This is a genomic window from Idiomarina sp. Sol25 (assembly GCF_033052775.1).
Taxonomy (GTDB): Bacteria; Pseudomonadota; Gammaproteobacteria; order Enterobacterales; family Alteromonadaceae; genus Idiomarina.
In genome coordinates, this window is sequence record NZ_JAUPEW010000001.1 from 792,378 (window position 1) to 818,275 (window position 25,898).

Annotated in this window: 32 protein-coding genes; 15 read left to right on the top strand and 17 right to left on the bottom strand. The window is 44.9% G+C overall.

Going from position 1 to position 25,898, the window contains the following annotated elements; genetic code table 11:
* Positions 1-4 precede the first annotated feature (4 nt).
* From Q5L94_RS03825 to Q5L94_RS03840, 4 genes are all read right to left on the bottom strand, one after another.
* Complete coding sequence (locus Q5L94_RS03825) at positions 5-700, bottom strand: 2OG-Fe(II) oxygenase (protein WP_317497144.1); 696 nt, start codon at positions 698-700, stop codon at positions 5-7.
* A 46-nt stretch (positions 701-746) separates the two neighbouring features.
* Positions 747-2,336, bottom strand: a complete 1,590-nt coding sequence (locus Q5L94_RS03830) for an EAL domain-containing protein (RefSeq protein ID WP_317497145.1) — start codon at positions 2,334-2,336, stop codon at positions 747-749.
* Between the two features lie 99 nt (positions 2,337-2,435).
* Positions 2,436-2,954, bottom strand: coding sequence for a porin family protein (locus Q5L94_RS03835; protein WP_317497146.1), 519 nt, complete (start codon positions 2,952-2,954; stop codon positions 2,436-2,438).
* A 54-nt stretch (positions 2,955-3,008) separates the two neighbouring features.
* Positions 3,009-4,367: an MBL fold metallo-hydrolase gene (locus Q5L94_RS03840; protein ID WP_317497147.1), complete on the bottom strand. Its 1,359-nt coding sequence runs from the start codon at positions 4,365-4,367 to the stop codon at positions 3,009-3,011.
* A gap of 133 nt (positions 4,368-4,500) precedes the next feature.
* Between Q5L94_RS03840 and Q5L94_RS03845 the strand changes: the two genes are divergently transcribed.
* Positions 4,501-6,180: an isovaleryl-CoA dehydrogenase gene (locus Q5L94_RS03845; protein ID WP_317497148.1), complete on the top strand. Its 1,680-nt coding sequence runs from the start codon at positions 4,501-4,503 to the stop codon at positions 6,178-6,180.
* A gap of 74 nt (positions 6,181-6,254) precedes the next feature.
* On the opposite strand, the gene Q5L94_RS03850 is transcribed toward Q5L94_RS03845, so the two are convergent.
* Genes Q5L94_RS03850 through Q5L94_RS03860 form a run of 3 tightly spaced genes read right to left on the bottom strand, consistent with a single transcriptional unit; the run spans position 6,255 to position 9,214 of the window.
* Entirely contained in the window at positions 6,255-7,157 is a 903-nt protein-coding gene (locus Q5L94_RS03850; RefSeq protein WP_317497149.1) for a sensor domain-containing diguanylate cyclase, read from the bottom strand.
* Positions 7,158-7,185: 28 nt separating this feature from the next.
* Entirely contained in the window at positions 7,186-7,728 is a 543-nt protein-coding gene (locus Q5L94_RS03855) for a DUF6436 domain-containing protein (RefSeq protein WP_317497150.1), read from the bottom strand.
* Positions 7,715-9,214, bottom strand: a complete 1,500-nt coding sequence (locus Q5L94_RS03860; RefSeq protein WP_317497151.1) for a methyl-accepting chemotaxis protein — start codon at positions 9,212-9,214, stop codon at positions 7,715-7,717. Before Q5L94_RS03860 ends, Q5L94_RS03855 begins: the two co-directional genes overlap by 14 nt.
* Before the next feature lie 187 nt (positions 9,215-9,401).
* On the opposite strand from Q5L94_RS03860, the gene Q5L94_RS03865 reads away from it, so the two are divergent.
* Complete coding sequence (locus Q5L94_RS03865; RefSeq protein WP_317497152.1) at positions 9,402-10,652, top strand: DEAD/DEAH box helicase; 1,251 nt, start codon at positions 9,402-9,404, stop codon at positions 10,650-10,652.
* A 28-nt stretch (positions 10,653-10,680) separates the two neighbouring features.
* Here Q5L94_RS03865 and Q5L94_RS03870 read toward each other — a convergent pair whose 3' ends face one another.
* Positions 10,681-11,592 (bottom strand): M14 family metallocarboxypeptidase, encoded by a 912-nt coding sequence (locus tag Q5L94_RS03870; RefSeq protein WP_317497153.1) that lies wholly within the window; start codon positions 11,590-11,592, stop codon positions 10,681-10,683.
* 48 nt (positions 11,593-11,640) lie between these two features.
* A complete protein-coding gene (locus tag Q5L94_RS03875) occupies positions 11,641-11,967 on the bottom strand; it encodes a YebG family protein (RefSeq protein WP_317497154.1) in 327 nt (108 codons plus the stop codon).
* 135 nt (positions 11,968-12,102) lie between these two features.
* On the opposite strand from Q5L94_RS03875, the gene Q5L94_RS03880 reads away from it, so the two are divergent.
* Positions 12,103-13,284 (top strand): MFS transporter, encoded by a 1,182-nt coding sequence (locus Q5L94_RS03880; RefSeq protein WP_317497155.1) that lies wholly within the window; start codon positions 12,103-12,105, stop codon positions 13,282-13,284.
* Here the strand turns inward: Q5L94_RS03880 and Q5L94_RS03885 are convergent.
* The gene (locus tag Q5L94_RS03885) at positions 13,274-13,930 is read right to left on the bottom strand and encodes a flavin reductase family protein (RefSeq protein ID WP_317497156.1); all 657 of its coding nucleotides are present in this window, start codon (positions 13,928-13,930) and stop codon (positions 13,274-13,276) included. The two genes, Q5L94_RS03880 and Q5L94_RS03885, sit on opposite strands and share 11 nt — an antisense overlap.
* 133 nt (positions 13,931-14,063) lie before the next feature.
* Here Q5L94_RS03885 and Q5L94_RS03890 point away from each other — a divergent pair, with 133 nt between their 5' ends.
* Complete coding sequence (locus Q5L94_RS03890) at positions 14,064-14,483, top strand: hypothetical protein (RefSeq protein WP_317497157.1); 420 nt, start codon at positions 14,064-14,066, stop codon at positions 14,481-14,483.
* Positions 14,464-14,658: a hypothetical protein gene (locus Q5L94_RS03895; protein WP_011234794.1), complete on the top strand. Its 195-nt coding sequence runs from the start codon at positions 14,464-14,466 to the stop codon at positions 14,656-14,658. The genes Q5L94_RS03890 and Q5L94_RS03895 overlap by 20 nt, the downstream gene beginning before the upstream one ends.
* Here Q5L94_RS03895 and arfB read toward each other — a convergent pair.
* The gene (gene arfB / locus Q5L94_RS03900) at positions 14,655-15,065 is read right to left on the bottom strand and encodes an alternative ribosome rescue aminoacyl-tRNA hydrolase ArfB (protein WP_317497158.1); all 411 of its coding nucleotides are present in this window, start codon (positions 15,063-15,065) and stop codon (positions 14,655-14,657) included. The two genes, Q5L94_RS03895 and arfB, sit on opposite strands and share 4 nt — an antisense overlap.
* 42 nt (positions 15,066-15,107) lie before the next feature.
* On the bottom strand, positions 15,108-15,407 hold the full coding sequence (locus Q5L94_RS03905; RefSeq protein ID WP_317497159.1) for a baseplate wedge protein 53: 300 nt from the start codon (positions 15,405-15,407) through the stop codon (positions 15,108-15,110).
* Between the two features lie 105 nt (positions 15,408-15,512).
* On the opposite strand from Q5L94_RS03905, the gene Q5L94_RS03910 reads away from it, so the two are divergent.
* Entirely contained in the window at positions 15,513-16,508 is a 996-nt protein-coding gene (locus Q5L94_RS03910) for a branched-chain amino acid aminotransferase (RefSeq protein WP_317497160.1), read from the top strand.
* Here the strand turns inward: Q5L94_RS03910 and Q5L94_RS03915 are convergent.
* Together Q5L94_RS03915 and Q5L94_RS03920 are read right to left on the bottom strand one after the other, a co-directional pair.
* Positions 16,505-16,819 (bottom strand): antibiotic biosynthesis monooxygenase family protein, encoded by a 315-nt coding sequence (locus Q5L94_RS03915; protein ID WP_317497161.1) that lies wholly within the window; start codon positions 16,817-16,819, stop codon positions 16,505-16,507. The genes Q5L94_RS03910 and Q5L94_RS03915 overlap by 4 nt on opposite strands.
* 16 nt (positions 16,820-16,835) lie before the next feature.
* Positions 16,836-16,976, bottom strand: coding sequence for a DUF3149 domain-containing protein (locus tag Q5L94_RS03920; protein ID WP_081423223.1), 141 nt, complete (start codon positions 16,974-16,976; stop codon positions 16,836-16,838).
* A gap of 234 nt (positions 16,977-17,210) precedes the next feature.
* Here Q5L94_RS03920 and Q5L94_RS03925 point away from each other — a divergent pair, with 234 nt between their 5' ends.
* The 7 genes from Q5L94_RS03925 to Q5L94_RS03955 all read left to right on the top strand — a co-directional run bounded on the left by Q5L94_RS03925 (position 17,211) and on the right by Q5L94_RS03955 (position 21,370).
* Positions 17,211-17,468, top strand: coding sequence for a DUF883 domain-containing protein (locus tag Q5L94_RS03925; RefSeq protein WP_317497162.1), 258 nt, complete (start codon positions 17,211-17,213; stop codon positions 17,466-17,468).
* A complete protein-coding gene (locus tag Q5L94_RS03930) occupies positions 17,455-17,826 on the top strand; it encodes a phage holin family protein (protein ID WP_317497163.1) in 372 nt (123 codons plus the stop codon). Before Q5L94_RS03925 ends, Q5L94_RS03930 begins: the two co-directional genes overlap by 14 nt.
* Positions 17,827-17,837: 11 nt before the next feature.
* Positions 17,838-18,134: a hypothetical protein gene (locus tag Q5L94_RS03935; protein ID WP_317497164.1), complete on the top strand. Its 297-nt coding sequence runs from the start codon at positions 17,838-17,840 to the stop codon at positions 18,132-18,134.
* A gap of 73 nt (positions 18,135-18,207) precedes the next feature.
* Positions 18,208-18,615, top strand: coding sequence for a BON domain-containing protein (locus tag Q5L94_RS03940; RefSeq protein ID WP_317497165.1), 408 nt, complete (start codon positions 18,208-18,210; stop codon positions 18,613-18,615).
* 122 nt (positions 18,616-18,737) lie between these two features.
* Positions 18,738-19,280, top strand: coding sequence for a PH domain-containing protein (locus Q5L94_RS03945; protein WP_317497166.1), 543 nt, complete (start codon positions 18,738-18,740; stop codon positions 19,278-19,280).
* Complete coding sequence (locus Q5L94_RS03950; RefSeq protein WP_317497167.1) at positions 19,273-20,781, top strand: PH domain-containing protein; 1,509 nt, start codon at positions 19,273-19,275, stop codon at positions 20,779-20,781. Before Q5L94_RS03945 ends, Q5L94_RS03950 begins: the two co-directional genes overlap by 8 nt.
* A 1-nt stretch (position 20,782) precedes the next feature.
* Complete coding sequence (locus Q5L94_RS03955; protein ID WP_317497168.1) at positions 20,783-21,370, top strand: DUF938 domain-containing protein; 588 nt, start codon at positions 20,783-20,785, stop codon at positions 21,368-21,370.
* Between the two features lie 38 nt (positions 21,371-21,408).
* Here the strand turns inward: Q5L94_RS03955 and Q5L94_RS03960 are convergent, their stop codons facing one another.
* A complete protein-coding gene (locus tag Q5L94_RS03960) occupies positions 21,409-22,035 on the bottom strand; it encodes an OmpA family protein (RefSeq protein WP_317497169.1) in 627 nt (208 codons plus the stop codon).
* Between the two features lie 157 nt (positions 22,036-22,192).
* On the opposite strand from Q5L94_RS03960, the gene Q5L94_RS03965 reads away from it, so the two are divergent.
* A complete protein-coding gene (locus tag Q5L94_RS03965) occupies positions 22,193-23,008 on the top strand; it encodes an NAD-dependent protein deacetylase (RefSeq protein ID WP_317497170.1) in 816 nt (271 codons plus the stop codon).
* A 72-nt stretch (positions 23,009-23,080) separates the two neighbouring features.
* Here the strand turns inward: Q5L94_RS03965 and Q5L94_RS03970 are convergent, their stop codons facing one another.
* Positions 23,081-23,650 (bottom strand): LemA family protein, encoded by a 570-nt coding sequence (locus Q5L94_RS03970; RefSeq protein ID WP_317497171.1) that lies wholly within the window; start codon positions 23,648-23,650, stop codon positions 23,081-23,083.
* A 10-nt stretch (positions 23,651-23,660) separates the two neighbouring features.
* The gene (locus Q5L94_RS03975; protein ID WP_317497172.1) at positions 23,661-24,704 is read right to left on the bottom strand and encodes a hypothetical protein; all 1,044 of its coding nucleotides are present in this window, start codon (positions 24,702-24,704) and stop codon (positions 23,661-23,663) included.
* Positions 24,705-24,910: 206 nt separating this feature from the next.
* Between Q5L94_RS03975 and Q5L94_RS03980 the strand changes: the two genes are divergently transcribed.
* Positions 24,911-25,846: a D-2-hydroxyacid dehydrogenase gene (locus Q5L94_RS03980; RefSeq protein WP_317497173.1), complete on the top strand. Its 936-nt coding sequence runs from the start codon at positions 24,911-24,913 to the stop codon at positions 25,844-25,846.
* Positions 25,847-25,898 lie beyond the last annotated feature (52 nt).

Here is a 25,898-nt window from a genome sequence, read left to right on the forward strand (position 1 = left end):
TTTTTTATGCACCAAATAATTGCTCTGCGCGACTGTGCAGGATCCAACTGGTAAGAATGTATTTGTCATTAGAAACTGGCGTTCTTCCCCTGTGAGTATGAGTAAAATACGCTGGTGCTATCACCATTTGACCCGCTTTAGGCTTTAGCGAACGCTCCTGATAATAAAAGTCCGTTTCTCCGCCATCATCCACATCATTCAGGTAATACATAAACAATAGAGCTCTGTGCAGTGGTTCAGTAGAGCCTTTTTGTGGATAAGCTTCGCAATGCCAGTAATTGTAATTACCTTTGCCTTTTCGATAACGCTGCATTTGTATTGCACCAACCCGAAACAGCTTTTGCATAATTGCCATTTCGTTGCCTTTTGCGACTTCATCAAAGTTATCATTAGTCAAAGCAACTGGTTGTTTCGTTTTAGGGTGCTGGAGTGTCAGTGCGACAGGCCCAATTAAAGCAAACCGGTATTTCTTAAAGTACTCCAGAGCCTGGCGTGCTGTTGTCTGCTGGATTTTTAGCAACAATTCCTGATATTCAGGATGAGCATTGAGCGATAAATCGGTACTAACCTTTTTCGTGGTATCCACCCCGCTACCCGTGCGGCCATCGAACGTGTGTGGAGACTGTTCAAAAACATCAATGAGTTGCTGGCATAGTTCGTTCGATAGCGCATTATCATAAGTTTCAATGAAATCATTCATAACAGTGACTTTATGGCCTTATGTCTTTTAAAAATCAACGGAGAGGTTAATTTAATACGCGATTTAATTCTGGGGATGGTTTACCAATATAGTATCCCTGCAGATACTCAATTTGCTGATCGCAAAGATAAGTATTCACCTCTTCGTTCTCAACAAATTCAGCCACGATAGGAATATGTAATTCTTTACAAATACTGATTAAGCCATTCAGAATACTGGCGCTTGTCGGGTCATGTAATACGTTTTGCACTATGCTGCCATCAATCTTCAAATAATCCGGACGAAGACTTATCAGCCGCGAGAAGTTTGAATAACCGACACCAAAATCATCTATCGCGATTTGCCCGCCTAAACGTCTGACATCTCGGGCAAAAGCCTGAACCTTGGTAAAATCTTCTGTGGATTCGGTTTCCGTAATTTCGAAAATAAGCTGCGCTTTTTTATGTTCTGAGAGCACATAATGAATAAAACTGACCGTCTCTTCATTCAAAATATCTTCAATGGAGACATTCACGGATATTGCGACTTGGTATCTCTCTGATGTTAGCACCGCCTGTTCAATCACAGATCGGGTAATTTCACAGTAATAACGTGTTGTTTTTGCCTCGTCTAAAAAAAGCCCCGGCGCTAAATCCTTATTTTCGTCCCTTAACCGGACTAACGCTTCGTAGTAGCTGGACTGACTTTTGTTCGTACTTTGGATAGGCTGGTAATAATTGACAAAACGATGATCAACTAGCGCTGACTGAATTTTTGGAAGCCAGTTCACTTTATTCTCGTCCAGCAACTCACGTTCATAAACCACTTCTACCTTGTAGCCGGAATAAATGGCTTTTGCTTTAGATAAAGCACTTTCCGCAAGCTGTAACTGTTTTTTACGCCCCACTCCCATGCCTATTGCAACATCCAAAGTGACATCACCATTTTCTACTTTTAGCTTGTGTAATGACAAAGCCTTGTAAAAGCCAAGTAATTGCCTCTCGAATAAACTGGGGATCATTCTGAAATCTGGAATTAGCGCAAATTTATCGCCATGCAAACGGTAAATATTGATGTGTTTAGTTTTCAAAAATGCCGAAGCCCAGTCACTAAATTCACGCAGTAACGCATCACCAAATTCTAAACCGCAGAAGTCGGCGTAACTTCGAAACTTACGGATATCCAGTACAGCCAGGCATTGAGCCCCTACCTGTTTAAGGTCGTTGAGCAAGTCTATTCGGGTAGGAAGAGCAGTTACCTGATCAAAGCGGGCTTCCTGTAATAGTTCATCCAGATGAATCTCTCGTGAGATATCCTGAAACAACAATATTTGCTCAGCTAAAAGGCCATCCGTTTCGTATAAAGGAATTGCAATACAGCGACACCAGCGCCTGCGATTGGTACTTGTCAGGCAAAGTCGTCCATTCCAGACTTCACCATTAGCGGCAGCTTCGTTTATCTCACCAGTTACATCGTTGCGGCTATCAATGTGGAGAAACTCAGAAAATGCGGTTGTGCGCTTTAGGTAGTGAACCCCTAACAATTTATGCAGAGATTCACTCATCCAGCGAATATTACCGTCCGGCGACAAGCGTGCACATATTGCAGCAGACTCTAACGTATTTATATACTGCTTTAATAAAAATGGATTACGCATCAATGCCCGCTCAGTCAACGTCAACAAATTAAATGTTACTTTTTTGTAATGTACCGAATCTGTTCCGATAATGACAGCCTGTTACAACAGATATTTACATCAAAACCTGTAGGTTACGCCTATGTTTAATGCATTAATTGTGTATTCGTCTTTATCAATCAACTTTATCCAGTCAATAAAGTAAGTTGTTCTGGGGTTATGATCGTACTGAACCCCGCCGCCGTAGCTGATACTATTGAGCGTTGTATCTTCACCCCCTACCGTAAACTTCCCGCGCGAAAAGCCACCGGTAAGATACAAAGCGACATCAGGAGACAAATATAAACGAGGTTTAGCCAAAATACTGGCCGTGTAATCGGTTTCAAATTTGATGCCGTTATCACTGCTGCTGTGTACGCCGAAACCGTAGCGTGCTTCTGCAGAAAGGCTGTTGCTGTACCGGTAGCCTAACATCAGGTTAATCACATGAGGGGTAAATGACGGAGCGCCCTCAAGCTCGGTATCAACATTCAGCTGAGCTAGAGATGCAGCGCCGTAATAGCCGCTGTCCTGCGCCTGGGCAAACACACTGAAAAATAAAAGCGTACTACCACATAAAACAGCGTTCAAAAACTTCATGCGACTTCCTTATTAATCTGATAATCCTGAGTGAAGGTAGTTTAGCAGACTCTGTTACAGGTGATATACCCCTTGGTAATCAGCAACATCGACATTGTAAGTGGTGTTCTGCATTAAATAGTCACGGAAGGTTTCCAGTGCATCTAACTCGCCATGTACCAATTGAATTGGAGTACTTGGTTTTAAACTGGATTGTTCTAGCCAGCCAGCAATTTCTTGATAATCTGCATGTCCTGACAATCCTTCTAAAGAACGGACCCGAGCTTTTACCGGTAACCATTGGCCATGCAGCTTTATCGACTCCACCCCCTGCAGCATTTTAGCACCACGAGTCCCTCCGGCCTGGTGTCCGCTGAATAAAACCGTCGCACGATGATCACTCAACCAGCGTTTAAAGTGGTGCAGAATTCTTCCGCCTGTCGCCATACCGCTGCCTGCGATAATAATGTGAGGCCCCGACTGAGACGCAATAGCTTTTGATTCATCGACAGAACGTGTGTACTCGACTCTTGAAAAGGTTCGGGAACAATCTGAGTCCGTCAGTTTGTGAATACTATGGAAACGCTGGTAAAGCCCTGAAACGTTAATAGCCATAGGAGAATCTAAATAAATAGGTTGCTTAGGTACCCGCCCCTCATCCATCAATTTAACTAACAGATATTGCAGCAGTTGTGCTCTGCCGACTGAAAAGCTCGGAATTAACAAGACACCGCCGGACTGAGCCGTCTCGTTAACCACTTCTGCCAACTGCTCTTCCGCATTTTCGGTTTTAGCATGAAGCCGATTGCCATAAGTTGACTCAAGCAGTAGCAAGTCCAAATCCGGTAGAGGTTCAGGTGGATACATCATAATATCCTGCGGACGTCCGATATCACCGGAAAAGCCAACACGCTTACCTTCGGCTTCAATAACGACGCTTGAAGCCCCCAGAATATGACCAACTGGCTGCAAAGTCACTTTAATATCGCCAATCTCAAATTGCTGATGAAACTCAACGCCCTGAAGCAGCCGTATGGCTGATTTTGCCATTGCTTCATCATACAAAGGTTCTGGTTTTTCATGGCGGCTTAACTTATGTTTGCCAAGGTATTTCGCATCTTCTTCCTGAATTCTTCCGCTATCTGCCCACAGGATATCGCACAAACCAGATGTTGCATGATGTGCGAAAACAGGCCCCCGGAACCCTTCTTTATAGAGCACCGGAACAAACCCCGAATGATCAAGATGAGCATGAGTCAATACGACACCGTCGACCTGATTAATCCCCATTGGCAAAGGCTGCCAATTACGCCGCCGCAACCACTTATAGCCTTGAAAAAGACCGCAGTCTATTAGAATTCGGGTTGATTCTGTTTCAACTAAATATTTGGAACCGGTAACCGTTTCCGCACCACCTAAAAATACGACTCTCATTGCGTGTCCTTATTTAAACCGACAACAAAGTATCTCACTTCACTGTCGTAGAAAAATAGACGAAAGACAACTATTGGTACATTGACGATCATGAATAATCTTGCTTCACTCAATTGAGACAAGGAGCAAGAACATGACTCAGAAATACCCCCGAGCCGATCAGTTTATGGCCAGCACCCACCAGGTTGAGAATCAGCCACCGGCGCTGGAAAACTATAATCTTTACCTGGCTGATAAAGCATTACGCAAAGCCGTTGAGCGCGAAGGTGCCAGTTGGGCTTATTCCGATCTTATTGCCTTTGGAGAACTGGCTGGTAAAGCCAACAGTATCGAACAGGGGTTTCAGGCAAACAAATACCAGCCTGAACTGAGAACTCACGATCGTTACGGGCACCGTATCGATCTCATCGATTTTCACCCAAGCTATCACCAGCTTATGTCGACAGCCATTGAGCATGGCCTACATGCAAGCCCTTGGAGCGAACCCAAATTAGGGGCTCATGTTGCACGTGCAGCAAAATATTATCTGCACACTCAGGTAGAAGCGTCTCATGGCTGCCCTATTACCATGACCTTTGCCTCTATACCCGCACTAAGGCACCAACCCGATTTGTTCAAAGAGTGGGGACCCAAAATTACCGCCAGACATTACGACCCCAGGAACATTCCTCATACCGAAAAAAGTGCTGTGACCATTGGTATGGCTATGACCGAAAAACAAGGGGGTTCTGATGTCCGGCTGAATAGCACCCGCGCTTACCCAATAGACAAAAAAGGTTCAGGCCAGGCTTACGAATTGGTTGGTCACAAATGGTTTGTGTCAGCACCAATGTGCGATGCTTTTCTGGTGCTTGCTCAAACAACCAGCGGGTTATCCTGCTTTCTGGTGCCGCGCTGGCGGCCAGACGGCTCAAAGAATCCAATTCAGATTCAACAGCTGAAACAAAAAATGGGGAACGCGGCCAATGCCTCCAGCGAAACTGAGTTAAGAGGTGCGCTGGGCTGGATGGTAGGTCAAGAAGGCAAAGGCGTTCGTACTATTATAGAAATGGTGGCAACTACCCGCTATGACTGCATGATTGGTTCCTCCTCCGGCATGCGACAAGCCGTGGTTCAGGCCATTCACCACGCCAGCCACCGCGAAGCTTTTGGCACTAAATTAAGTGAACAACCGCTAATGCAAAATTTGCTGGCGGACTTAGCCATTGAAAGCGAAGCCGCCATGACTTACATGATGCGCATAGCGCGAGCAATGGATAACCAGGACGACGAGCATGAAAAGCTGTTATCCCGTATTGCCACGCCTATAGGCAAATACTGGATTTGTAAACGCACACCGAATCATGCTTATGAGGCTATGGAAGTGATTGGCGGTAGTGGCGTTATGGAAAACCACATTATGCCGAGACTGTTCCGGGAGTCTCCGGTCAACGCCATATGGGAAGGCAGCGGTAATATTCAATGTCTGGATGTTCTTAGAGCAATAGAAAAACAACCAGAAGTTCTCGATGTTTATTTTGCCGAACTACAGCGGGCACAAGGTGCAGATAAACGACTCGATCAGTTTATTATGCGGTTGAAAAGTGAGTTTACGGACAGGAATATGCTCCAGTATCGTGCACGCTCTATAACGGATAATATGGCCGTTGGGTTACAAGCCGCTTTATTAGTTCAACATGCCAGCACCGACGTTGCCGATGCGTTTTGTGCCAGCCGTTTAGCAGCAAATACCGGACTTAACTACGGCACATTACCCACAGGGCTTAATTGTGCTGCAATTGTCGAAAGGGCCTCACCAGCAGACGCACAATAAACTCGCAAGCTACACCTAAACTTCTTTAGAGCAGACCTTAGGCGACAATCAAAGTGAATTAGTCTTCATTACACTTAACTTGTCAGCACTACCGCGTTTTTACCTTCGCTCTTTGCCTGATACATGGCTTTGTCTGCCCGGGCCATAATGCCTTCAATGGTGTAATGCTCTGAAGGTTTATCGCATTGACAAAGGCCGATAGACAGCGTGACAGGTAACTCGGCATGCCCTATTCCACTCACTAACTGGCAACGTAAACGGTGCATCATGAGTCTGGCGTCTTCAGCGGAAATCATAGGGTGAATAGTAGCGAACTCGTCACCTCCAATACGAGCAACATAATCGGTATGCCGACTGTGTAAACGAGTTAACTCGGCAATTTTTTGCAATACGATGTCACCAAAGTGATGTCCATGTTCATCGTTTATTTCTTTAAAGTCGTCCAAATCGATAAAACTCACAGCAAAGGGCGTACCATGAGTTTCCAACTGGTTTATCTCATCTTGTAATTGCGCAGTAAACGCTCGCCGGTTCATTATTCCGGTTAAGTGATCGGTAAGAGCCTGACGCTTTTCAAACTCCAGTTCGAGACGAATTTTATCTTCTGCTTTTTTTTGCAGAGTGTAATCCCGCACTACGGCGATACCATACAACTGGCTCTCGATATCCAGTTGATTCAGCATGATATCGACATAAAAAGTTGAACCATCCCGGCGAATTGCGGGGAAAATCAAACCATCCCCCATAGAGCGCCTGCCCGGGTACTTAAAAAACGTTTTTAAGTGCTGGTCATGCTTTTCACGCATCCCTTCAGGTAACAGTTCATTAAGATGCAGTTCAAGCATAGATGACGAGGAATAGCGAAACATTGTCGCGGCAGCCTGGTTAACACCAACAATGAGCCCTTGAGAGCTAATAACTATTGCGCCGTCCGGTATGACTTCAAGGAACTCAATAACGGTTTGTTTTACTTTCATTGTTATGTGGCTCCACTGTTCTGCAGCATTAAACTTTGCAATAACACCCTTTTGCAACGGTATTAACCCATTTAGGAGCCGCTGATTCGCCCGAAACGGAAGGTATCAGCTCTTCTACAAAGCTACTATCAGTAGTACAAAAAGCACCATCGGCGTATGGACCAATGTAAATCAGCTTTGATGATTTATTGAACATGATAATCGCTGGAGTCGCCGGAACGAAGCGCTTTAAGGTTGGATATTGATCGATATCAACAATCAAGTTTTGTCCTTCAGATTCCGCAACCTTTCTTTTTACGCTGGCCATATGCCCGGACGAGCGCCAGTTACAAGAGCAATCCCCTGAGGTAATGTGAAAAACGCTGCCGGAAAAGGAATACCCCAGACGCGTGAGCTCAGCCACTAGCTGCGGTTCCAGCTTTTCGCTATTGCTAAGCTCCAGTAACTGACCTTTTTCATCAAACCAGACCAACCGCTGCTCAAGTAAATAACTGATCCCCAGAAGCACAAGCCCAAACCAGGCCACAACAACGGCAATAAGCCAACGGGAACGAGCCTTACCTGAATTCATGAGTGACAATGAAGCGCCCTACTTCCAAGTCTAATTCCGCTGAAGCCGCTTTTAACGAATCGGAGTTTTCCTGGCCGCTATGCAACAATTGAGTTTCTGCTTGTGACAATTCTCGCATTGTTTGCGCAGACTTCGAAATATCTTCACTTGCGCTTCGCTGTTGTTCAGTTGCAGAGGCAATTGCAATAACCTGTCGAGAAACCTCTTTTATACGCTCGGCAACTTCTCTCATCGATTCTCCCGACTCATCAGAATATCGCACCGCATCATCAATTTGCTTAACACAAGCTTCCATTGAATTTACCGCCTCGGCAACCTCGGCTATTATGCTTTGACTTATGAGACTAATCTCCTCTGCGTTTTTTGCCGTTGTAGCTGCCAACGACCTGACTTCGTCGGCAACCACGGCAAACCCGCGGCCTTCTTCCCCGGCTCTGGCAGCTTCAATTGCGGCATTAAGCGCCAGTAAGTTCGTCTGCTTAGCAATATTATTTATTGCCTCAACAACATCTGAAATTTGATGACACTGGCTGTCCAAAGCGCTCAGCTTTTTATTGGTTTCCAAAACATTAGATTTCAATGAGCCAATAGCGTCGGCTGCTGTCCTAGCTACGCTGTCAGCATGCTCGGAACCGCCTATAGACTCTTCGGCTGAAGTTTTCACCTCCGCTGTCTGTGAGGCTATATGGCTTATCGTTACGGTCATTTGTTCAATGGCACTCGCAATACGATCCACTTCGCGGGATGTATGCTTTCGACTACCAACTAACTCTGTCGTTTGATGAGAAAGTTTACCTGTAACGCCCTGAACTTCTTCCGCCAGACTCCGGGTGCTTCTGATATTTTTTCGAAATTGCTGGATAAGCTTTCGAAAAGCCACAATTTCACTCGTTTCACCCTGAATTTCTACAGATAAATCTAACGTGTCCGACTCTTTAACAATATTATCAATACTGTCACGCAAAACCTGAGCACTGTTAGCTTCAGAGTCACTCTGTTTAGCGATCACACAAAGCACGGCGCCTTCGGCTATGGCAAATCCCGCATGGATAGCTAAAATACCGAGAGTGACGTAGCCTTCAGCAAAAATATAAACGTCTGCACCGCTAGATTGTAGAATAAAGAAGAGGATATGGTGCACTGCAACTACAGCAACGCTGGTGACCACAATAGTCCAATCGCGATAATAAATTAGAAAAGCCATCACCACAAAAATTTCAAAATGCATTTCGACCAAACCCATGGTCTGATCGATATGAACCGCCGTTATTAGCTGAACTGCCGCGGCAATAACATGATGCGTTAGCTTTCTTTGGCCGGCTATACGAATTAAGAATAAAGGCAAAGCAACAATAAGTAACGAAAGCAATACGGGTAAAAACCAGTCATTGGTAGTGAAGGCAATCAAGAGCGTAATTAAGAACTGAACAATCAGGACGCCAATGAAAACTCGGTTGGCCGAGTTAACCCAGGGACGGTAAAACATGAAATTTCCTCTAAAGAAGCTGAATGAGGGCTAAAACGGCGAGAATAATGCGCTCACTTTTTCATCAAATCAAGAAAAACTTACACTACTACGCTCTTTTCTAAATAAAGGTTTAGTCTCGTTTGTGATATAATGCGAAAAAGCCGCACATTAGAGCGGCATCTACTATCATAATTCCCGGAGCTTCATGTCCACAGAACAAAACCCATCCTCATTCCAGTCACTCGGATTGAGCGACGATATTTTACGAGCCGTTAGTGAATGCGGTTACACCACCCCAACACCAATTCAACAGCAAGCCATTCCGACCGTTATGGCCGGCCACGACTTGTTAGCCGCAGCACAAACGGGAACCGGTAAAACGGCGGGTTTTACGCTCCCTTTGCTGCACAGGTTGTCGCAAACAAAAGCTGACGGAAAGCCTGTTATTAAGGCCTTGATCCTTACGCCAACCAGAGAGCTGGCGGCACAGGTTGAAGACAATTTGAATACCTACGCAAAATATACCGGTCTTAAGTCCCTGGTGATTTTTGGTGGCGTGGGTATTAATCCACAAATTGATGCCTTGCGCCGTGGTGTCGATATTCTTGTTGCGACACCCGGGCGTTTGCTGGATCACAGCCGTCAGGGAACCGTTGATTTAAGTAAAATTGACGTACTGATTCTGGACGAAGCTGACCGCATGCTGGATATGGGCTTTATTCATGACATTAAAAAAGTCATGAAGCTCATTCCTGAAAAGCGCCAGACGCTGTTGTTTTCTGCAACCTTCTCAAGCGAGATAAAAGCATTAGCGCAACAATTTATGCAACAGCCAAAACTGGTTGAAGTTGCGCGTCAGAATGCAGCAGCAGATACTATACAACAGCGGGTTTACCCGGTTGATAAAAAACGTAAAAGAGAGTTAATAAGCTATTTAATCGGCAGCCGCAACTGGCGACAGGTATTGATTTTCACCCGTACAAAACACGGCGCCAACAGATTGGCTACACAGTTAAGTGATGATGGTTTACCGGCTATGGCCATTCACGGCAATAAAAGCCAGGGCGCAAGAACGAAAGCTTTATCACAATTTAAAGCCGGTAAGTTGCGGGTTCTGGTAGCAACGGATATCGCTGCACGAGGCATTGATATTGATGAATTACCGCACGTTATCAACTTTGAACTGCCTCAGGTTGCTGAAGACTACGTACACCGTATTGGCCGTACCGGCCGTGCAGGAAGTGAAGGTGAAGCGGCGTCTTTAGTCTGTGTTGATGAGCATAAATTGCTGCGCGATATAGAAAAACTGACTAAAAATGAGATACCTAAGGAAGTTATTCCGGGTTTTGAACCAGACCCCAGCATAAAGCCGGAGCCGATTCAGAAGCCTCGTACGGGGCGTCCTCAAAACTCTCGTCGTGCGCCTCGCCAGAAGCGCCCGGACACACGACGTTAATTCTACCGCAGACCAGTAGGACCGGACTTTACTTTAAGAAGTCCAGTCCTCCGGTTACCGCAGCAACCTGAGCGTTAATACACTGTTCTGGCGTTGCTTTCGGGCTGTCGGGGTACACTTCTGTAGTCGTCGCATACTCTGCTTTGCTAAAGCTAATGCACAATCCCATTTCTGCTGTTGGCAATAAAATAACGCCACGCTGAGCAATATCCTCGCCTATCAGCTTATTTTCGTCGTCGGCATCGGCAATATGAGTGACCTCTTCCACCGAATCTAGCACCGCCTTCTGAAAATCAGGATAAGGCTTTTCAGAATTCCCAACCAAATAGAACCCATCCGGAATATTCCAGTTCGTATTCACTTTTCCATCCATCGCCGCTTTGGCCGGACGAAACTCGCTGTTATCAGTATCCGTTGTTTCGTGTAAATCTATGTGGGCCAGAATATCTACGCCTAAGCCAGCAACATAATTCATAATGTGCGCACATTCCCCGGCTGGTGAATCAGCGACAAAAGAGCGGTTAGGATCAATGGCCGCCGGATTCCAGCGGTTGATGGTTTCATAGCCCCAGGGACTCAAACATGGCGCTACCACCACGTTGAAGTGTGGCTGGTAATCTTTCGCTTTGGTTTCAATAAACCGCAGCGCACCATGGACACCACTGGTTTCATAACCATGTACTCCGCCGGTAACCAAAACCGTTGGCTTCGAATCATCCCAGTTTTTTGTTTTGACCACGAATAAAGGATAAGTAGCGCTGTCGTACGCAAGTTCACCGTATTGGTCTACATCGAAATCGCTTTTAAAGGTTTCAATCTTACTAACTACATCATCGAAGTAAGAGCGTTTTTTGGTTTGCTCGGCCAGCCACTGAGCCTTTTCTGTCGCTCCCCAGGGCGTGCCCGGTGTTCCAATATGGTAAATCGTTTGTTGCGTCATACTCTAATCCTATTCTCTTTAAACAATGAGGCTATATTAGCAAAGTCTTTACCGGCACCAAATGAAATACCGATAACTAAGCCGCTTTTGTCGATTCTTTATCCGTAGGCTTAGCCGCTTCTGCTTTTTCTGCCGAGGTTTTTTGGGCTTTTTAGCCCCTAATGCAATGAGTACATTCTCACGCTCTTTCGCTAAAAACAGAGCCATATCCTCAAGCTGTTGCTCATCAGTGAACAGTTCGCTACTTTTAATTAATGGATTCAGGGCTTCCGCCATATCCAGAATTTTATCGTGCGCATCGGCTTCGGCTTTTGAAGTGAAGGTCATTTTCTCGGCTCCGTCGCGAATAACTACATATTGGGTTACTACAGCCATGGTGTGGTCCTTTGCTGATGTGTAAATATACTGTTTATTTGTACAGTAAAGTGAGATAGATTGCAATAGTTGTAGCATTCGCTAAACTGCGCACTCCGAACAGGCCTTCGTTACAACTGGAAGTAAATCCGCCCTATGCAGTTCTCAAAAATACAAGTTCTACTGGCCATTTTTGCAATGGCAATTGGAAGCTTTGCCATTGGCATTGGTGAGTTTGTCATTATGGGACTGCTGCCAGACGTCGCCGCAGACTTTAATACCGACACTCGGGAAACAGGTCACTTAATCAGTCTTTATGCGCTCGGTGTCGTTATCGGAGCTCCGCTTATTACCATTTTGTTTGCCAGGCTACCGCGTAAACCTATGTTACTGGCACTGATACTGGTATTTTCTCTGGGCAACTTCGCCAGTGCTTCAGCTGAAAGTTACACATTACTTCAGGTATTACGGTTTTTAACTGGCCTGCCTCACGGTGCTTACTTCGGGATTGCCTGTCTGGTTGCGGCCGATATGGTACGTAAAAATCAACGCGGTATGGCAGTAACTATGGTAATGATGGGGCTAACCGTGGCTATCCTGGTCGGAAATCCGTTAGCTACCTGGTTAGGTCAACTTATCGACTGGCGCACCGTATACCACACGGTAGCTGCTTTAGGGTTACTGGCTTTTGTTATGATTTTCATTGTGGTCCCCAAGCATCCGAATGAAAAGAAAACTTCAGCCCGTGGCGAAATGCAGGCATTACAAAACCCTCAGGTCTGGCTGACATTGGCCATAGGAGCCATTGGTTTCGGCGGAATGTTTGCGGTATTAAGCTACATAGCTCCAACACTAATAAATGCCACCGGATTAGATTCTCACTGGATACCCGTTGCTTTATTTATCTACGGACTGGGTTCGTTGGCCGGTAGTTTGGTCGGCGGCTGGGCCGCCGACAGAAACTTGAAATTAACCATTGGCGGTTCCCTGTTCTGGTCGGCAATTGTACTGGCCATTTTTCCCTTAACACTTCAAAGTCTCTGGACCGTGATGCCTATGGTGTTATTACTCGGTAGCTCTGCCGCGCTGGTTCCGGCTCTGCAGGTACGTTTAATGGATGTTGCAGGAGAAGCCCAGACTTTAGCTGCATCGTTAAACCATTCCGCTTTTAATGCGGCAAATGCTTTAGGTGCCTGGCTGGGGGGGCTTGCTATTATTTCACCGCTTGGCTGGCAAGGAACCGGTTGGGTTGGGTGCGCGCTGTCGCTGGCCGGCCTGCTATTATTTTGGATCACTAAAAAACACAGCCGCAGAACACCCAACATTGTTAGTCTTTAGGCTTACCTTCTGCATCTAACTCATTAAGCTCCTCATCCGGTTTCGCGTAAGACAAACGCGCAGCCCGCTGAGTGCTATGATACCCATCAAGCCCCGAAATAGTCATTGCTCCAAGCGATTCTATATCGATAAAACCATCGTTTTTCACCGCCTCTTCTTTCACTTCAACCCAGCGAACTTCCCCAACAATTAGCGCCGTGTCGTTATGTTGTATCGGAATAATTTCAACCTGCTGCATACCAATTCTGAGCGAACTCTCTGCTACATAAGGAGCATGAAAACCATCGACAAATTCGGGCGTCAAACCACAGGCTTCGAACTCTGAAGTTTCTCTGGGGTACCGCGCCGAGGTCTGATGCGCTTGACGAAAAAAACTTTCGTTAACTTGGTTAATAGTATAAACACCACTCTCTTCAATGTTTTCCCAGGTATGCCGGGTAACCGACTGCGGACGCATAACAAAACCCAACAGAGGCGGGTTACTACCCAGGTGAACAACAGAACTTATCATGGCTAAATTATTTTGCTGATGCCGGTCTCGGGTGCCAATAACATTGGCACTTTTAAACCCCGATAAACAATTTACAAAACGCGCACGGTCGCGGTCATTCATTTTTGCTAAATCTTGCTGTTTGTAGGTTTTCATTAAAGCTCCAGTTTATTTTTGTCGGCTACCGATACGTTTTATTTTGCAAATACGATCGTTTACAAATAACTTATTGCGAACTATTATCATTTGCGTTAGCTTATTTAATCAAAGCCAGAATAAAGGATGCATAATGACGAACGCCTATCAAGAGTACTTTAACTCTCAGGAAAAGCTAAAAATAGCGAGTTCACTGCTCAACCAAAAAGATTATCGCGCTGCAACGACATTCCTTAGCCAGGCACGCGAATCCGCAAAACAGGCCTTCAATGAACCTGTACTGTCGGGTAATGCCATTCAAAGCTTCACAACCTGTTCTATTTTGTTAATTGCGACCCATATTCGCCGCCAGCAAAAGCTACAGGCATATGAGTTTCAACAAGAGAGTGGTGAGCAACTGACGTCATGGCTTAGTCAGGCTGCAACTCAGCCACTGCAAGAGCTTTGTCGGTACTGCTATCAACTCTTAATTACTGGTTGTCAGCATTCTCGCTGCCTGGGGCACTGTATGCAACAATTAGAGGAATCCGGTTATGCGCATGAACAAACCTGAACGCTTGCAACTCTCAATGAGTAAAGAGCAGCTTAAAAAGCTGCTGCTTGAGCAAAAGTTAGTAGCCAGTGACATTCGTTGTAGTGATTACTGCAGTCAGTGCGAGCTTAAACAGTTAATACTTGAATGTGCCAGAATAAACTGTTCTGGCTCTTTGCAGAACTTCGACGGTTAGAAGTCTTTTTTTCGAAGCGCTTTTTTCTGTCCCTGCTGCTTTTTAGTGGTTAATCGTCTTTCTTTAGCCGAGCGGCTGGGTTTCGTCGGAATACGTTTTTTCTGAATCTGCGATACGCTGCGAATTAAATCAATCAGTTGCTCAAGCGCCAATTCTCGATTACGTGCCTGACTGCGAGTTTCCTGAGACTTTATAATCACTTTCCCGCTTTGAGTAATGCGATGATCAGATTTTTTCAGTAATCGATATTTATAAAAGTCGGGAAGCGAAGAGGCCTGGATATCAAAAATAAGTTGAGCCGCAGTTGCTACTTTATTGACGTTCTGCCCACCCGCTCCACTGGAACGGATAAATTGCCATTCAATTTCGCTATCTGCTAACTCGACTCGTTGGGAAATCTGAATCATCTTTCTCTTTATAACCGACAGAATTAAACAATGTTACCCACATCACTCAGCAGGCTGGATAAAGTTATCTATACCTTCTTCTTTCAGGGCATCGAGGGCTTCAGCAAGCGCATCATCTTCGTTCTCAAACGCGTCTTCCCAAAGTGTTGAATTATTATTCTCATCAACAATTTCCAGAATCCAGCCACTGTCTTCGGTACGATAAATATCGATTTCTACATTTTTACCGTCATTACTGTACTGTTGGGTATGTTTGCTTTGAGTTACTTGCTGTTCTTCATTCATAATAAAGTCTCTGTATACGTCCGTATGGTGGTAACAGTCTAACACTGTTCGGCTCATCCTGAGGGGATTTTTATAGAGCTTTCAGCACATCCCGCAGAGTCATACGAATGTTAAAAATTATGCTATATTACTGCGCATTATTTTCTAGATCAGGACAACCCTATGGCAGCCTTTGGCACCGTATTCATGCCACAAATGACAATGGCAACTTTCGAAAATTCAGGTTGGAGTAAGCCTGAATTAGTCTCTTCTGACGCAATACAGTTACACCCCGGAGCCCATGTTCTGCATTACGCCAGCACGTGTTTTGAGGGGTTAAAGGCGTTTCGACATGACAATGGCTCTATCAATCTGTTTCGTATGGATAGCAACATTAAGCGCATGCAACAAAGCAGCCGTCTGCTTTCATTACCGGCATTTGATGTCAGCTTGCTGCAAAAAATGATTACAGATGTTGTGAAGCACTTCAGTGACGAGGTCCCAAAACCACCGGGGTCAATGTACATACGCCCTACTCACATTGGCACTGAAGCGGCAATAGGCAAGGCCGCTTCGCCAACCAGCTCCTCAATGCTTTATGTATTGTTATCGCCTGTCGGTGATTATTTTTCGGGCGACGATAAAACCCTACGCTTGTTGCTCGAAGAAGACGGTTCGCGTTGCGCAGCTCACATGGGTATGGTTAAAAGTGGCGGCAATTACGCCAGTGCGTTACAGCCCATTCTTCAGGCGCGGGAATCCGTGAATGCAGATCAAGTGTTGTTCTGCCCTAATGGCGATGTACAGGAAACTGGTGCCGCCAACTTCTTGCTTATTGACGGCAATGAAATTATCACCAAAGCATTGGACACTAGCTTTCTGCATGGCGTAACCCGAGACTCTATTCTCACCATTGCGCGCGATATGGGAATGACGGTGTCTGAACGCGAACTTAGCGTAGATGAATTGCTGGAACGTGCCTCAAAACCCGATAGCGAAGCGGCATTATCCGGCACCGCAGCGGTACTTGCCCCAGTTGGTACATTGATTCATAACGGAAAAGAGTTCCCCGTCGGTAACGGCAACTCAGGTGCTACCACCCTGAAATTACGTAAAGCACTGAACGATATTCAGTGGGGCAAAGCGGAAGATAAACACGGCTGGCTAACTAAAATCTAACCTTTAGGCGGCAATACCACCCATTCAGGGTCTTCAAATTCGCCTAAAGGTGTTATTTCACAGAATGGGGCAGCACTGCGAATAATATTAGCCACCTCGGAGTTATGTTGCCCTTCCATAGCGTCGCGTTTTTCTTTGCTATCCCACGACGCTATGGCTATTAACGTTTTGTCATCACCGACTTTGCGGTGCAGCTCCGTACCTCGGGCTCCTGGCGCTTGCTGAATAATTTTACTGGCTTTTACCCAGGCTTCTGCGTATTCCTCTGCCGTATGACCTTCTTTAATACGAACTTGGAAAATATACTTCATAGACCCTCTTCTGGCACTATTTCCGTTTGTTCTCTGATTTAACCATTTTTAAGTAAAAGAAAATAGCGTAAAAAACACACATACCAATAACAATAGCTAAGCCTGTAAAAGAAAAAAAGATGACCGGATCTTTAAAAAATTCTTGCCATAAACTCATGGTTATTCCCCTGTTTGAATTCTTGCTGACAGTTTATTCAAACTTGACAGTGACGTTATTGATCCCAATCAACAACAGGAATAACACTGATTTTTTTAAGGGCTTTTTAGTTTTTTACTATTAAGTGTCAGAAAATGTTCATCTTTACAGTTAGTAAAGGTGTATAAAAAACTTGCATTAGTCCAAATTTTTGTCTTTCCTTAATAGGGAAATTCACTAAAAACCGAGGGTATTATGAGTAACAATCAAACGAAAGCAGAAGACGCAGTAAACAAGTCGGCAAATAAAGCTCACGAAACCATCGATAAAGTAGCAGATGCAGCAAAAGACGCTTCGGACAACTTAGGTGAAAAAGGGCAGGATATTAAAGCCACTCAGGAAAAATGGCTCTCAAGTGCAACTGACTACGTTAAGGAAAACCCAATTAAATCTTTGGGCATCGCCGCTGCAAGCGGTTACTTATTAAGTAGGTTATTCAGTGGCCGTTCATAAGCAAGCTGATGCGAACGAGACGGAGAGTCTGCTAAAACAAGTTCAGGCTCTGGAAAGCGAAGTTCGTGGTGTGGTTAAAGCTCAGCTCCAGCTTGCGGGTATGGAAACCCGCAGAGCTGGGGAAAGCTTTGTACGTATGGTCGCCTTTGCGGTGCTGGCAGCATGCTTAGTTTTCACAGCCTGGGCTGCTTTAGTTACAGCTGCTGTAATAGCGGTCGTAAACAGTAGTGTAGTGTCTTTGACAACTGCACTAGTTTTTGTTGCCGCCGCTCATCTGGTAGCGACTTTTTATATTATTAGACATATAAAACGCAGAAGTCGCGATCTGCTTTTTTCAGAAACCAGTAGCAGTCTCTAAGTGGAGGGCTTATGGCATCAAGCCTTGATTATCAAATAGCGCAAACGAAAAAAGAACTTCAGCTTCGGAAATTAGCTGTTAAGGTTCGTTCACAGGACGTTATTTCAACAACTCATGACAAATTGGCCTCTCCCACGGCGCTTTGTGTTGCCGTTGGTGCAGGCTTTTTAATCGGAGAAATGTCGGATAGACCGAAAGAGCAGACAGAGTCTTCCGGCGAGAAAAAATCTGCCACAAATACGGTCATTAAAGTATTGAGACTTATCGCTGGCGTACAAAGTGCCAGCAGTTTTGCAAAACATCTGTAAAGATGACCGTAAAGTCTCACAGTTACAGATATAGTGGGTGTGGTAATGATTTTTTAATAACAGGAGGTTACCCATGAAAAACTTTAAAATGGCACTACCAGCAAGTTTAATCGCAATTTCAATGCTGACTCTTTCGGGCTGCAGTGACGCTGAAACCGAAAAAGCGGAATCAAAAGCTGAAAAGGCGATGCAAGAGACTGAAGACAAAGCTCAGGAAGCCAAAAGCTACACTGAGGAAAAAGCTGAAGATGCCGGTGAATATGTTGATGATGCGGTCATCACCACTAAAGTCAAAGCGGTTATCTTCGAAGACGATAACCTGAACAGCATGGATATCAATGTTGAAACGAACAACGGAATTGTTCAATTGTCAGGTTTCGTTGAAAACGATGCCGATATCGATACCGCAGAAAACTTGGCGGCTACAGTGAAAGGTGTTAAAGACATCGAAAACGATATTCAGGTTCGCGAAGAAGATTGATATTTTTTCAATATTCCCTGATAAAAAGCGGCTTTTCAGCCGCTTTTTTTATGCTCTTAAAACTAGAACGCAAAGTAGATTACTGATAACTTTACGGCAGAACAAAAATAAGAATCCTAACTATGTCAGAAAATGCATTTAGCAATAACGTCGTAACACCTGAAAACCTTCCTCAAGTCAATTCTCAGTCCTTTACACCACTAAGTAACACCTATATTAAGGTCAATTTAATGTGTCGCTTAGTTTTTTGGTTGATGGTGGTGAGTGCCTTATTAATTCTTTATTGGCAACCTTGGGTTGACCTTCCCACGCTGCTCGAGCTTTATTTGCCTCAGATACAGTTAGCAGCCGGAGGGCTTGGCTTATTAAGTTCGGCTTATGGCATCTTAGCTGACAAAAACAAAGGTTATGCAATACGTGAGCACGACTTTAGCTATCGCAGTGGTGTTATATTCCAGTCAGTAGTCAGTCAGCCCATTTTACGTATTCAGCATGTTGAATTAAAACATGGCCCCATTGACCGCCACTTTGGATTGGCCAGTTTGGAGATTTTTAGCGCCGGCGGTGCCATGCACACTTTCGCAATACCGGGATTACCAGAAGAAAAAGCTCGCGAAATCCGTTCCTACGTACTAACCCATAGCGATGTCGCAGCAAATGACTAGTTCCCAGAACCAATGGCTGAAGCTATCACCCGTGGCGATTATTTATTTCGCTGTTCAGTTCATCAAAACCATTGGTAACAATTTATTTTATTTACTGCCGGCTATTTTTGTTGGCTACAACCAGTTTTCTGAAAATGCCATAATAATAGTATCGGGACTTGGCGCTCTGTTAGTCCTTGTTGGCATCTCCGCTTTGCTCAAATTTTATTTCTATCAATACCGGTTGAGTGAAGGTCGAGTTCAGATCCATTCCGGCGTGTTTCAGAAAACGCATATCGACCTTCCCTTCGAGCGCATACAGAATGTCCGTTTTGAACAGCCTATTTTTTACCGCCCGGCAAATCATGTCTGTATGCTTCTGGACACCGCTGGTTCCAATAAACTCGAAGCAAAAATTATTGCTTTACCCAAAAACATAGCTGAATCTCTAAAGCAAAAAATACTTGCTTATAAAACCGAGGGCACCCAGACAGAAAATGACCACGAACCTCAAACTCATCAGGAACAGCTTCTAAATTCACGCTCCTTACAAGACTTAGTTATTCATGGTCTTGCCAGCAACCGTATTTGGATTGTGCTAGGTGCTTTAGCCCCTTTCTTTAACTCACTTTCAGAACAGTTTATCGAGCGCATAGAAAGCTTTGGGGTGGATGTTGATGCGCTTATGGCCTCTTCACAATACGCATTCTGGCAGTACATACTATTTTTCTTTTCTATCGCTTTTGTAATTATTGCTCTAATAGCATTAATTTCCGTCTTAGGCTCTGTAATTACCTTCTACGACTTTAAGTTAACTCGCAGCGACGATCGTTATATTCGTCGCAATGGATTTTTTACCCGCCACGAAGTCGTTATGAAGTTGTCGCGGTTGCAAATGATTGCTTTACAGCAAAACTGGCTTGACCGTTTGCTACAAAGAGTTAACTTGAAATTCGAGCAACTCAATGCCAACTTTGAACGCCAGTCGGCCGGAACTTCGGGTGGAAAAATTATTGTGCCGTCGGTTACTCTCGAAGAGGCACATAACTTGGCAACGGAAACCTGGCCCAATAATCAGTTAAGTACAATAAGCTATAACCCGGTCAGCAAGCGACTCGCTATTAGAAACACGCTCATCGCCTTTTGGCTGTTTGTCCCTCTTGCCTCCGTGCTCACTTATTTTGAAAAAACAGAACTGGCAACAGCTTCAATTGCTGCTTTAGTGCTGTCTACGGCCTTTATCATTCTGGCTTGGAAACGCCGCGGCTATGCAATTGACAATAACTTTATTTATCTCAGAATGGGCCTTATTGGAGTGAGTTATCGCTGCTTCCCTATTCATAAAGTTCAACAAACAACCTTCTCGCAAAGCTGGTTTATGCGCCGTTTTCAGTTATGTTCAGTAAAGTTTGTACTGGCTTCAGGCGTGCAAACGCTACCTTTTATTAACGCTCGAATTGGTGAAGAGCTCATAGACTCCTGCCTTTATCAGGTGGAAGCATTAAAAAAATCCTGGATGTGATATGGAATTACCTTTCTCGCAAGCCTGTGAAAACAACAAAGACCCGATACTTCGGGTTCTTAAAATGGCGTTTTCAGACTGTACTCGTGTTCTGGAAGTAGGTAGTGGTACAGGACAACATGCCGTGTACTTTGCCAGCCAACTCCCTAATATTCATTGGCAAGCCAGTGATCAAGCAGAGTACCTACCGGGAGTAACGGCCCGGATAAAACGGGAAGGTGTAACTAACCAGCCATTACCGGTTGAGTTTAATGTATTCGCAGACGCGCCGAATGGAGTTTTCAACGCTCTTTTCACCGCAAACACCTGCCATATTATGCCCGAAGAAGGGGTTGAAAGGCTTTTTGAGCATTTGGGAGGCGACCTTAGCAGTGTGGAGCATGTATGTATTTACGGACCTTTTAACGATAACGGTCATTTTACCAGCGACAGTAATCGCCGCTTTCACCAGTCGCTGCAATCGCGTAACAGCGACATGGGAATACGTGATTGGCAATGGGTTGCAGAGCTGGCCAATCAGCAAGGCTTTGAGCTGAAAAAGATGCACACTTTGCCAGCCAATAACCAGTTGCTGGAGTTTCAACGTTAGCCCTTTATTAATCAAGGGCTAACGAAGACGAAAACCCGTTATTGAGTATTAGGAACAATACGTAACTCTACCCGACGGTTTAACTGACGTCCGCTTTCGGTATCGTTATCAGCAACAGGCATACTTTCTCCATAGCCTTCGGTTGTGATCCTGCGTGAGTCCACGCCGTTACCCACTAAATTATTACGTACGGCCTTAGCACGATTTAATGACAGTTGCTGGTTGTATTCAGCAGAACCTGTACTGTCGGTGTGGCCTTCTATCAGCATGGTAGTTTTTTCATACTTTTTCAGTACTCGCGCAACATCATCGAGTACTGGATTGAAGCTTTGAGAAATATTTGCACTGCCGGTAGCAAACGTAATGTTACTAGGTAACTGCAAACGAAGGTTATCGCCGTCACGTATTACCTTCACACCACTGTCAGCCAGCTCTTCGCGAAACGCTTCTTCCTGCTTATCCATGTAGTTACCAATGGCACCTCCGGCCAACGCGCCTACCGCCGCACCCCAGACATAACGGCTTTTATCATGATCGCCCGTGCCTTTACCCAGCAAAGCACCGGTGACAGCACCAATAGACGCGCCTTTCTGGGTGTTAGTCATATTTTCACAACCAACAAGTGCTAACGAAGAAAACATCATACTCAAAACTAGCTTTTTCATACTCTAACTCCATCAAAACAACGAATGCCCTGAAAACTAGCATGCTTTAGTGTAGTCACTGATGAGATTTTCGGATTTTTTACATGACTCTTTTTTCTTAATACCCAACAGTGGTACCTTATAAAAAGTAATAGCTGATATACGCGTTTCCATCAATATGATAATAACTGACCCTACCGAGGCTCGTAAGGCTCTAATGACATTCTTACGGGACAATGCTCCCGTAACCGTCATTACCGGCGCTGGCATAAGTACAGACTCGGGAATCCCCGACTATCGTGATAATAAAGGCGAATGGAAGCGAACGCCTCCGGTTCAGCATCAGGATTACATGCGCAGCGAAGCGGTACGAAAAAGATACTGGGCGCGGAGCTTATTTGGCTGGCCAGTGCTTTATCACGCGAAGCCTAACTCAGCGCATTACGCAATAGCCGAATTGCAGCAGCAGGGACTTATTGACTGCGTTATTACACAGAATGTCGACGGCCTGCACCAAAAAGCCGGAGCCACTCGTGTCATTAATTTACATGGATACGCTAACGATATGGTCTGCATGAGCTGTCGGGAAATAACCCCACGGTTGGAGATGCATGAACGCAGCCTTAAATTGAACCCGGACTTTGCCGCTTTAGAGGCAACCGCCGCACCGGACGGTGATGCTGACCTTGAGGCTGACTTTGAACAATTCAAAGTCGCCGCCTGCCAAAGCTGTGGTGGTATTCTAAAACCCGATGTCGTCTACTTTGGTGATAACGTGCCTCGCCCAAGGGTTGAGGAAGCTCAAAAGGCTATAAAAGACAGCAACGCCCTGCTGGCTATTGGTACCTCACTTATGGTCTTTTCCGGTTATCGCTTTGCCCGCCAGGCTTACCAAAGTAATCAACCTGTCGCGCTGTTAACTCTGGGAAAAACACGCGCCGATGACCTGGCAACACTAAAACTGAACTGCTCTATAAAGGACGTACTGGCGTGAACCAGCGACGGTTATTCTTTCGAGCTAAGCGCCCGTTATGCCATTAAACGGGCTTTGGGGGAAGCAAGAGTATTAAATATTCGGCTTATACTCAAAACCTTCCTCAGCCTCAGAGTCAGAGAAGGTTTTTATTTTCTCTTTATGGTTCAGCATGGCGTTAACCAATGAATTTGGAAACACTTCAATACCGTTGTTAAAGTCTTCTACGTTCTGATTAAAGATGCGAATTGCCGCACCAATGTTTTCCTGCTGGTCGGTAATTTCTCTCATCAATTTCTGATAAGTTTCTGAAGCCTTCAGTTCCGGGTAGTTCTCGACAGTAACGTTCAGGCTTTTAAGCAGCTCACCAGTTCTGGCTTCCGCCTGCTCAAGTTTTGCCGTATCGACCTTACCACTATCCAGCCCCTGCAGAGCGCTACGCAGTTCGGTCACTTTGGTTAAAGTGCCCTGCTCAAACTCTTTATAGTCTTTCACGACATCTTCTAAGTGCGGAATAATTTTATTTTTCTGACGCTCTTGTGTAATAACGTTAGCCCATGCTCTTTCAACTGCGTTTGCACGGCTAATAATAGCGTTATAAATAGCAATAACGGCTATTACTAAAACAGCGGCTATACCAATAGCTATCCATGTTCCTGTCATTGTTTTACTCCTAAAAGTTACTGTCCAGTTTGGTCATTACATAGTGGATAAAATCAAGCGATGCCTTTAACTTTGCAAATTCCTGTTCGCCTTCTAAGGCCTCAATAAAGGTTTCATAGTCGCATATCTTGGCGTCTTTAGTTGTTGCAATAAGGTCTTTGTCTGAAAACGAAAGACACAAATCGCCGGCGTCATTCACCTCGAAGTTCATTTGCGATAGTACTTCAGAAAACTCTTCAAAAGCGATAACCACGGTTGGTTTCATCGCTTTTGCAGCTTCTAATTCACTGGCGGCTACCACTTTAAACTCTTTGTTAAACCGGTTGGAGGCTGGCTTATAGGTTGCTTTTCTTGCCCCAGGAAGGCCAAAACCTACAACAGCAACATTGCGTAACAAGCCGAAAGGCAAAATAAGCCCGTAACGATCATAATGATCGTACACTTTCTTTTTGCGGGTTTTTACATTGCCTCTACTGTCAGTGTATGTCTCTGTAACGATACGTTCGTCAACATAATGAAAGTGGTAATACTGGTACTTAAAAGAGTACTCACTGCCGCTGTAGCTTCCATCGTAAAGCGCGTGAATTTCACGTTTGTAATTCCCCCGATTAAAGTCACTGAAGCGCTGCTGGAATTCATTTGACGCGGTTCTGCTCTCGAATACAGCAGGCGACAAGTCATTATCCAGTAAACCATCACGTTGCAGTAAAGCATGCGACGCTTTGGCCATAAGCCTGCCCGGGTAAAAAGCGGTAATTCCGGCAACCAAAGTTAAAACACTACCTACAGCCAGAATAATCCAGGTACTTTGCTGAAAACGTTGCCACTGAGACCAGTCCCAGTAAGTTAATGCGGCGGTTGCCAACAAGAACACGGCAAAAGCTATCCAGTAAGCTTTCATATTAAACTGATAACTTCCGGAAAAAGCTTTCAAGTCATCAATAACCGCGTCGAGATTTTCTCTGGTGCGACTGTTAAGCGCCTGCGTTTCAGTGTGCTTTAGCAATTCAATAAGGGCTTTGTTGTTTTTCTGATAGAACACTGCAATCAACATAAAAATTAGTTAAAAATAAGTAGTCAGTTTAATGCTTCGGTCTTTTCGATACCAGTCAATATTTGTAAAACTATTCCCATAACGAACTGATTTTATGACTCTAAATGGTACTAAAAGACGAAGTTCATCCTAACTAAATGTGTTTTTATAATTTCTGGTAAGATGCTTACTCCTGTGCAAATAAAGACGCCATTAAGGGGTAATTAATGAAAGCTGTCATACTCGATGCAGAAACCCTGGGCAAGGGTATTGATCTTTCCGCCATTGAAACGTCCGTCGAAGAGCTGGTTTTATATGATTCAACAACGGCCGAGCAGGTTAATGAGCGGATTAGCGATGCTGAAATTGTTATAACGAATAAAGTCGTCATTAATGAACAGACCATTGAGTCGGCTGGGCAATTAAAGCTAATTTGCGTGTTAGCCACCGGAATGAACAATATTGACTTGGCTGCAGCAAAAAAACTGAGTATTCCGGTTAAAAATGTTGAAGCTTACGGTACAGAGAGCGTGGTTCAACACACTTTGATGATGATGCTTTCGCTGGCCACTAAGCAACCCGTTATGCAAAAACGTGTTGCAGCCGGCGACTGGCAGCATTCGTCCATGTTTTGCCTGTTAGACCCATCCATTATTCAACTGGCCGGCAAAAAATTAGTTATTGTCGGTTCTGGCGAGCTCGGCCAGGAAGTGAAAACTCAGGCGGAAGCTTTGGGTATGAAGGTTGAGTTCTCAGCACGCCCCGGAAAGAAAGATGACCCGCGTCCAACGCTAAATGAGCTACTACCTTCGGCTGACGTTATCTCTTTTCATTGTCCGTTAACAGATGACACCAAAAACTCACTTAACGCAGATAACCTCAAGCTTTGTAAAAAAGACGCTCTCATAATTAATAATGCCCGAGGTGGTGTTATCAATGAGCAGGATGTTACCGAGGCGCTACGAATGGGAGAAATTGGTGGTGTTGCCGCTGATGTTCTGCCTCAGGAACCACCAAAAGATGGCAACCCCTTGCTGGATGCGATGGACGAGGGATTAAACCTGATTGTCACGCCTCACAACGCCTGGACATCACCTGAAGCGCGGCAGCGTATTGTGAAGCTTACTGCCGAGAATATTCAGAGTGTTCAGGGAAATAACTAACATTAGGTTTAACTTTTAAATATTAACGTGTTGGCAGCCGCTTTCACTCTGC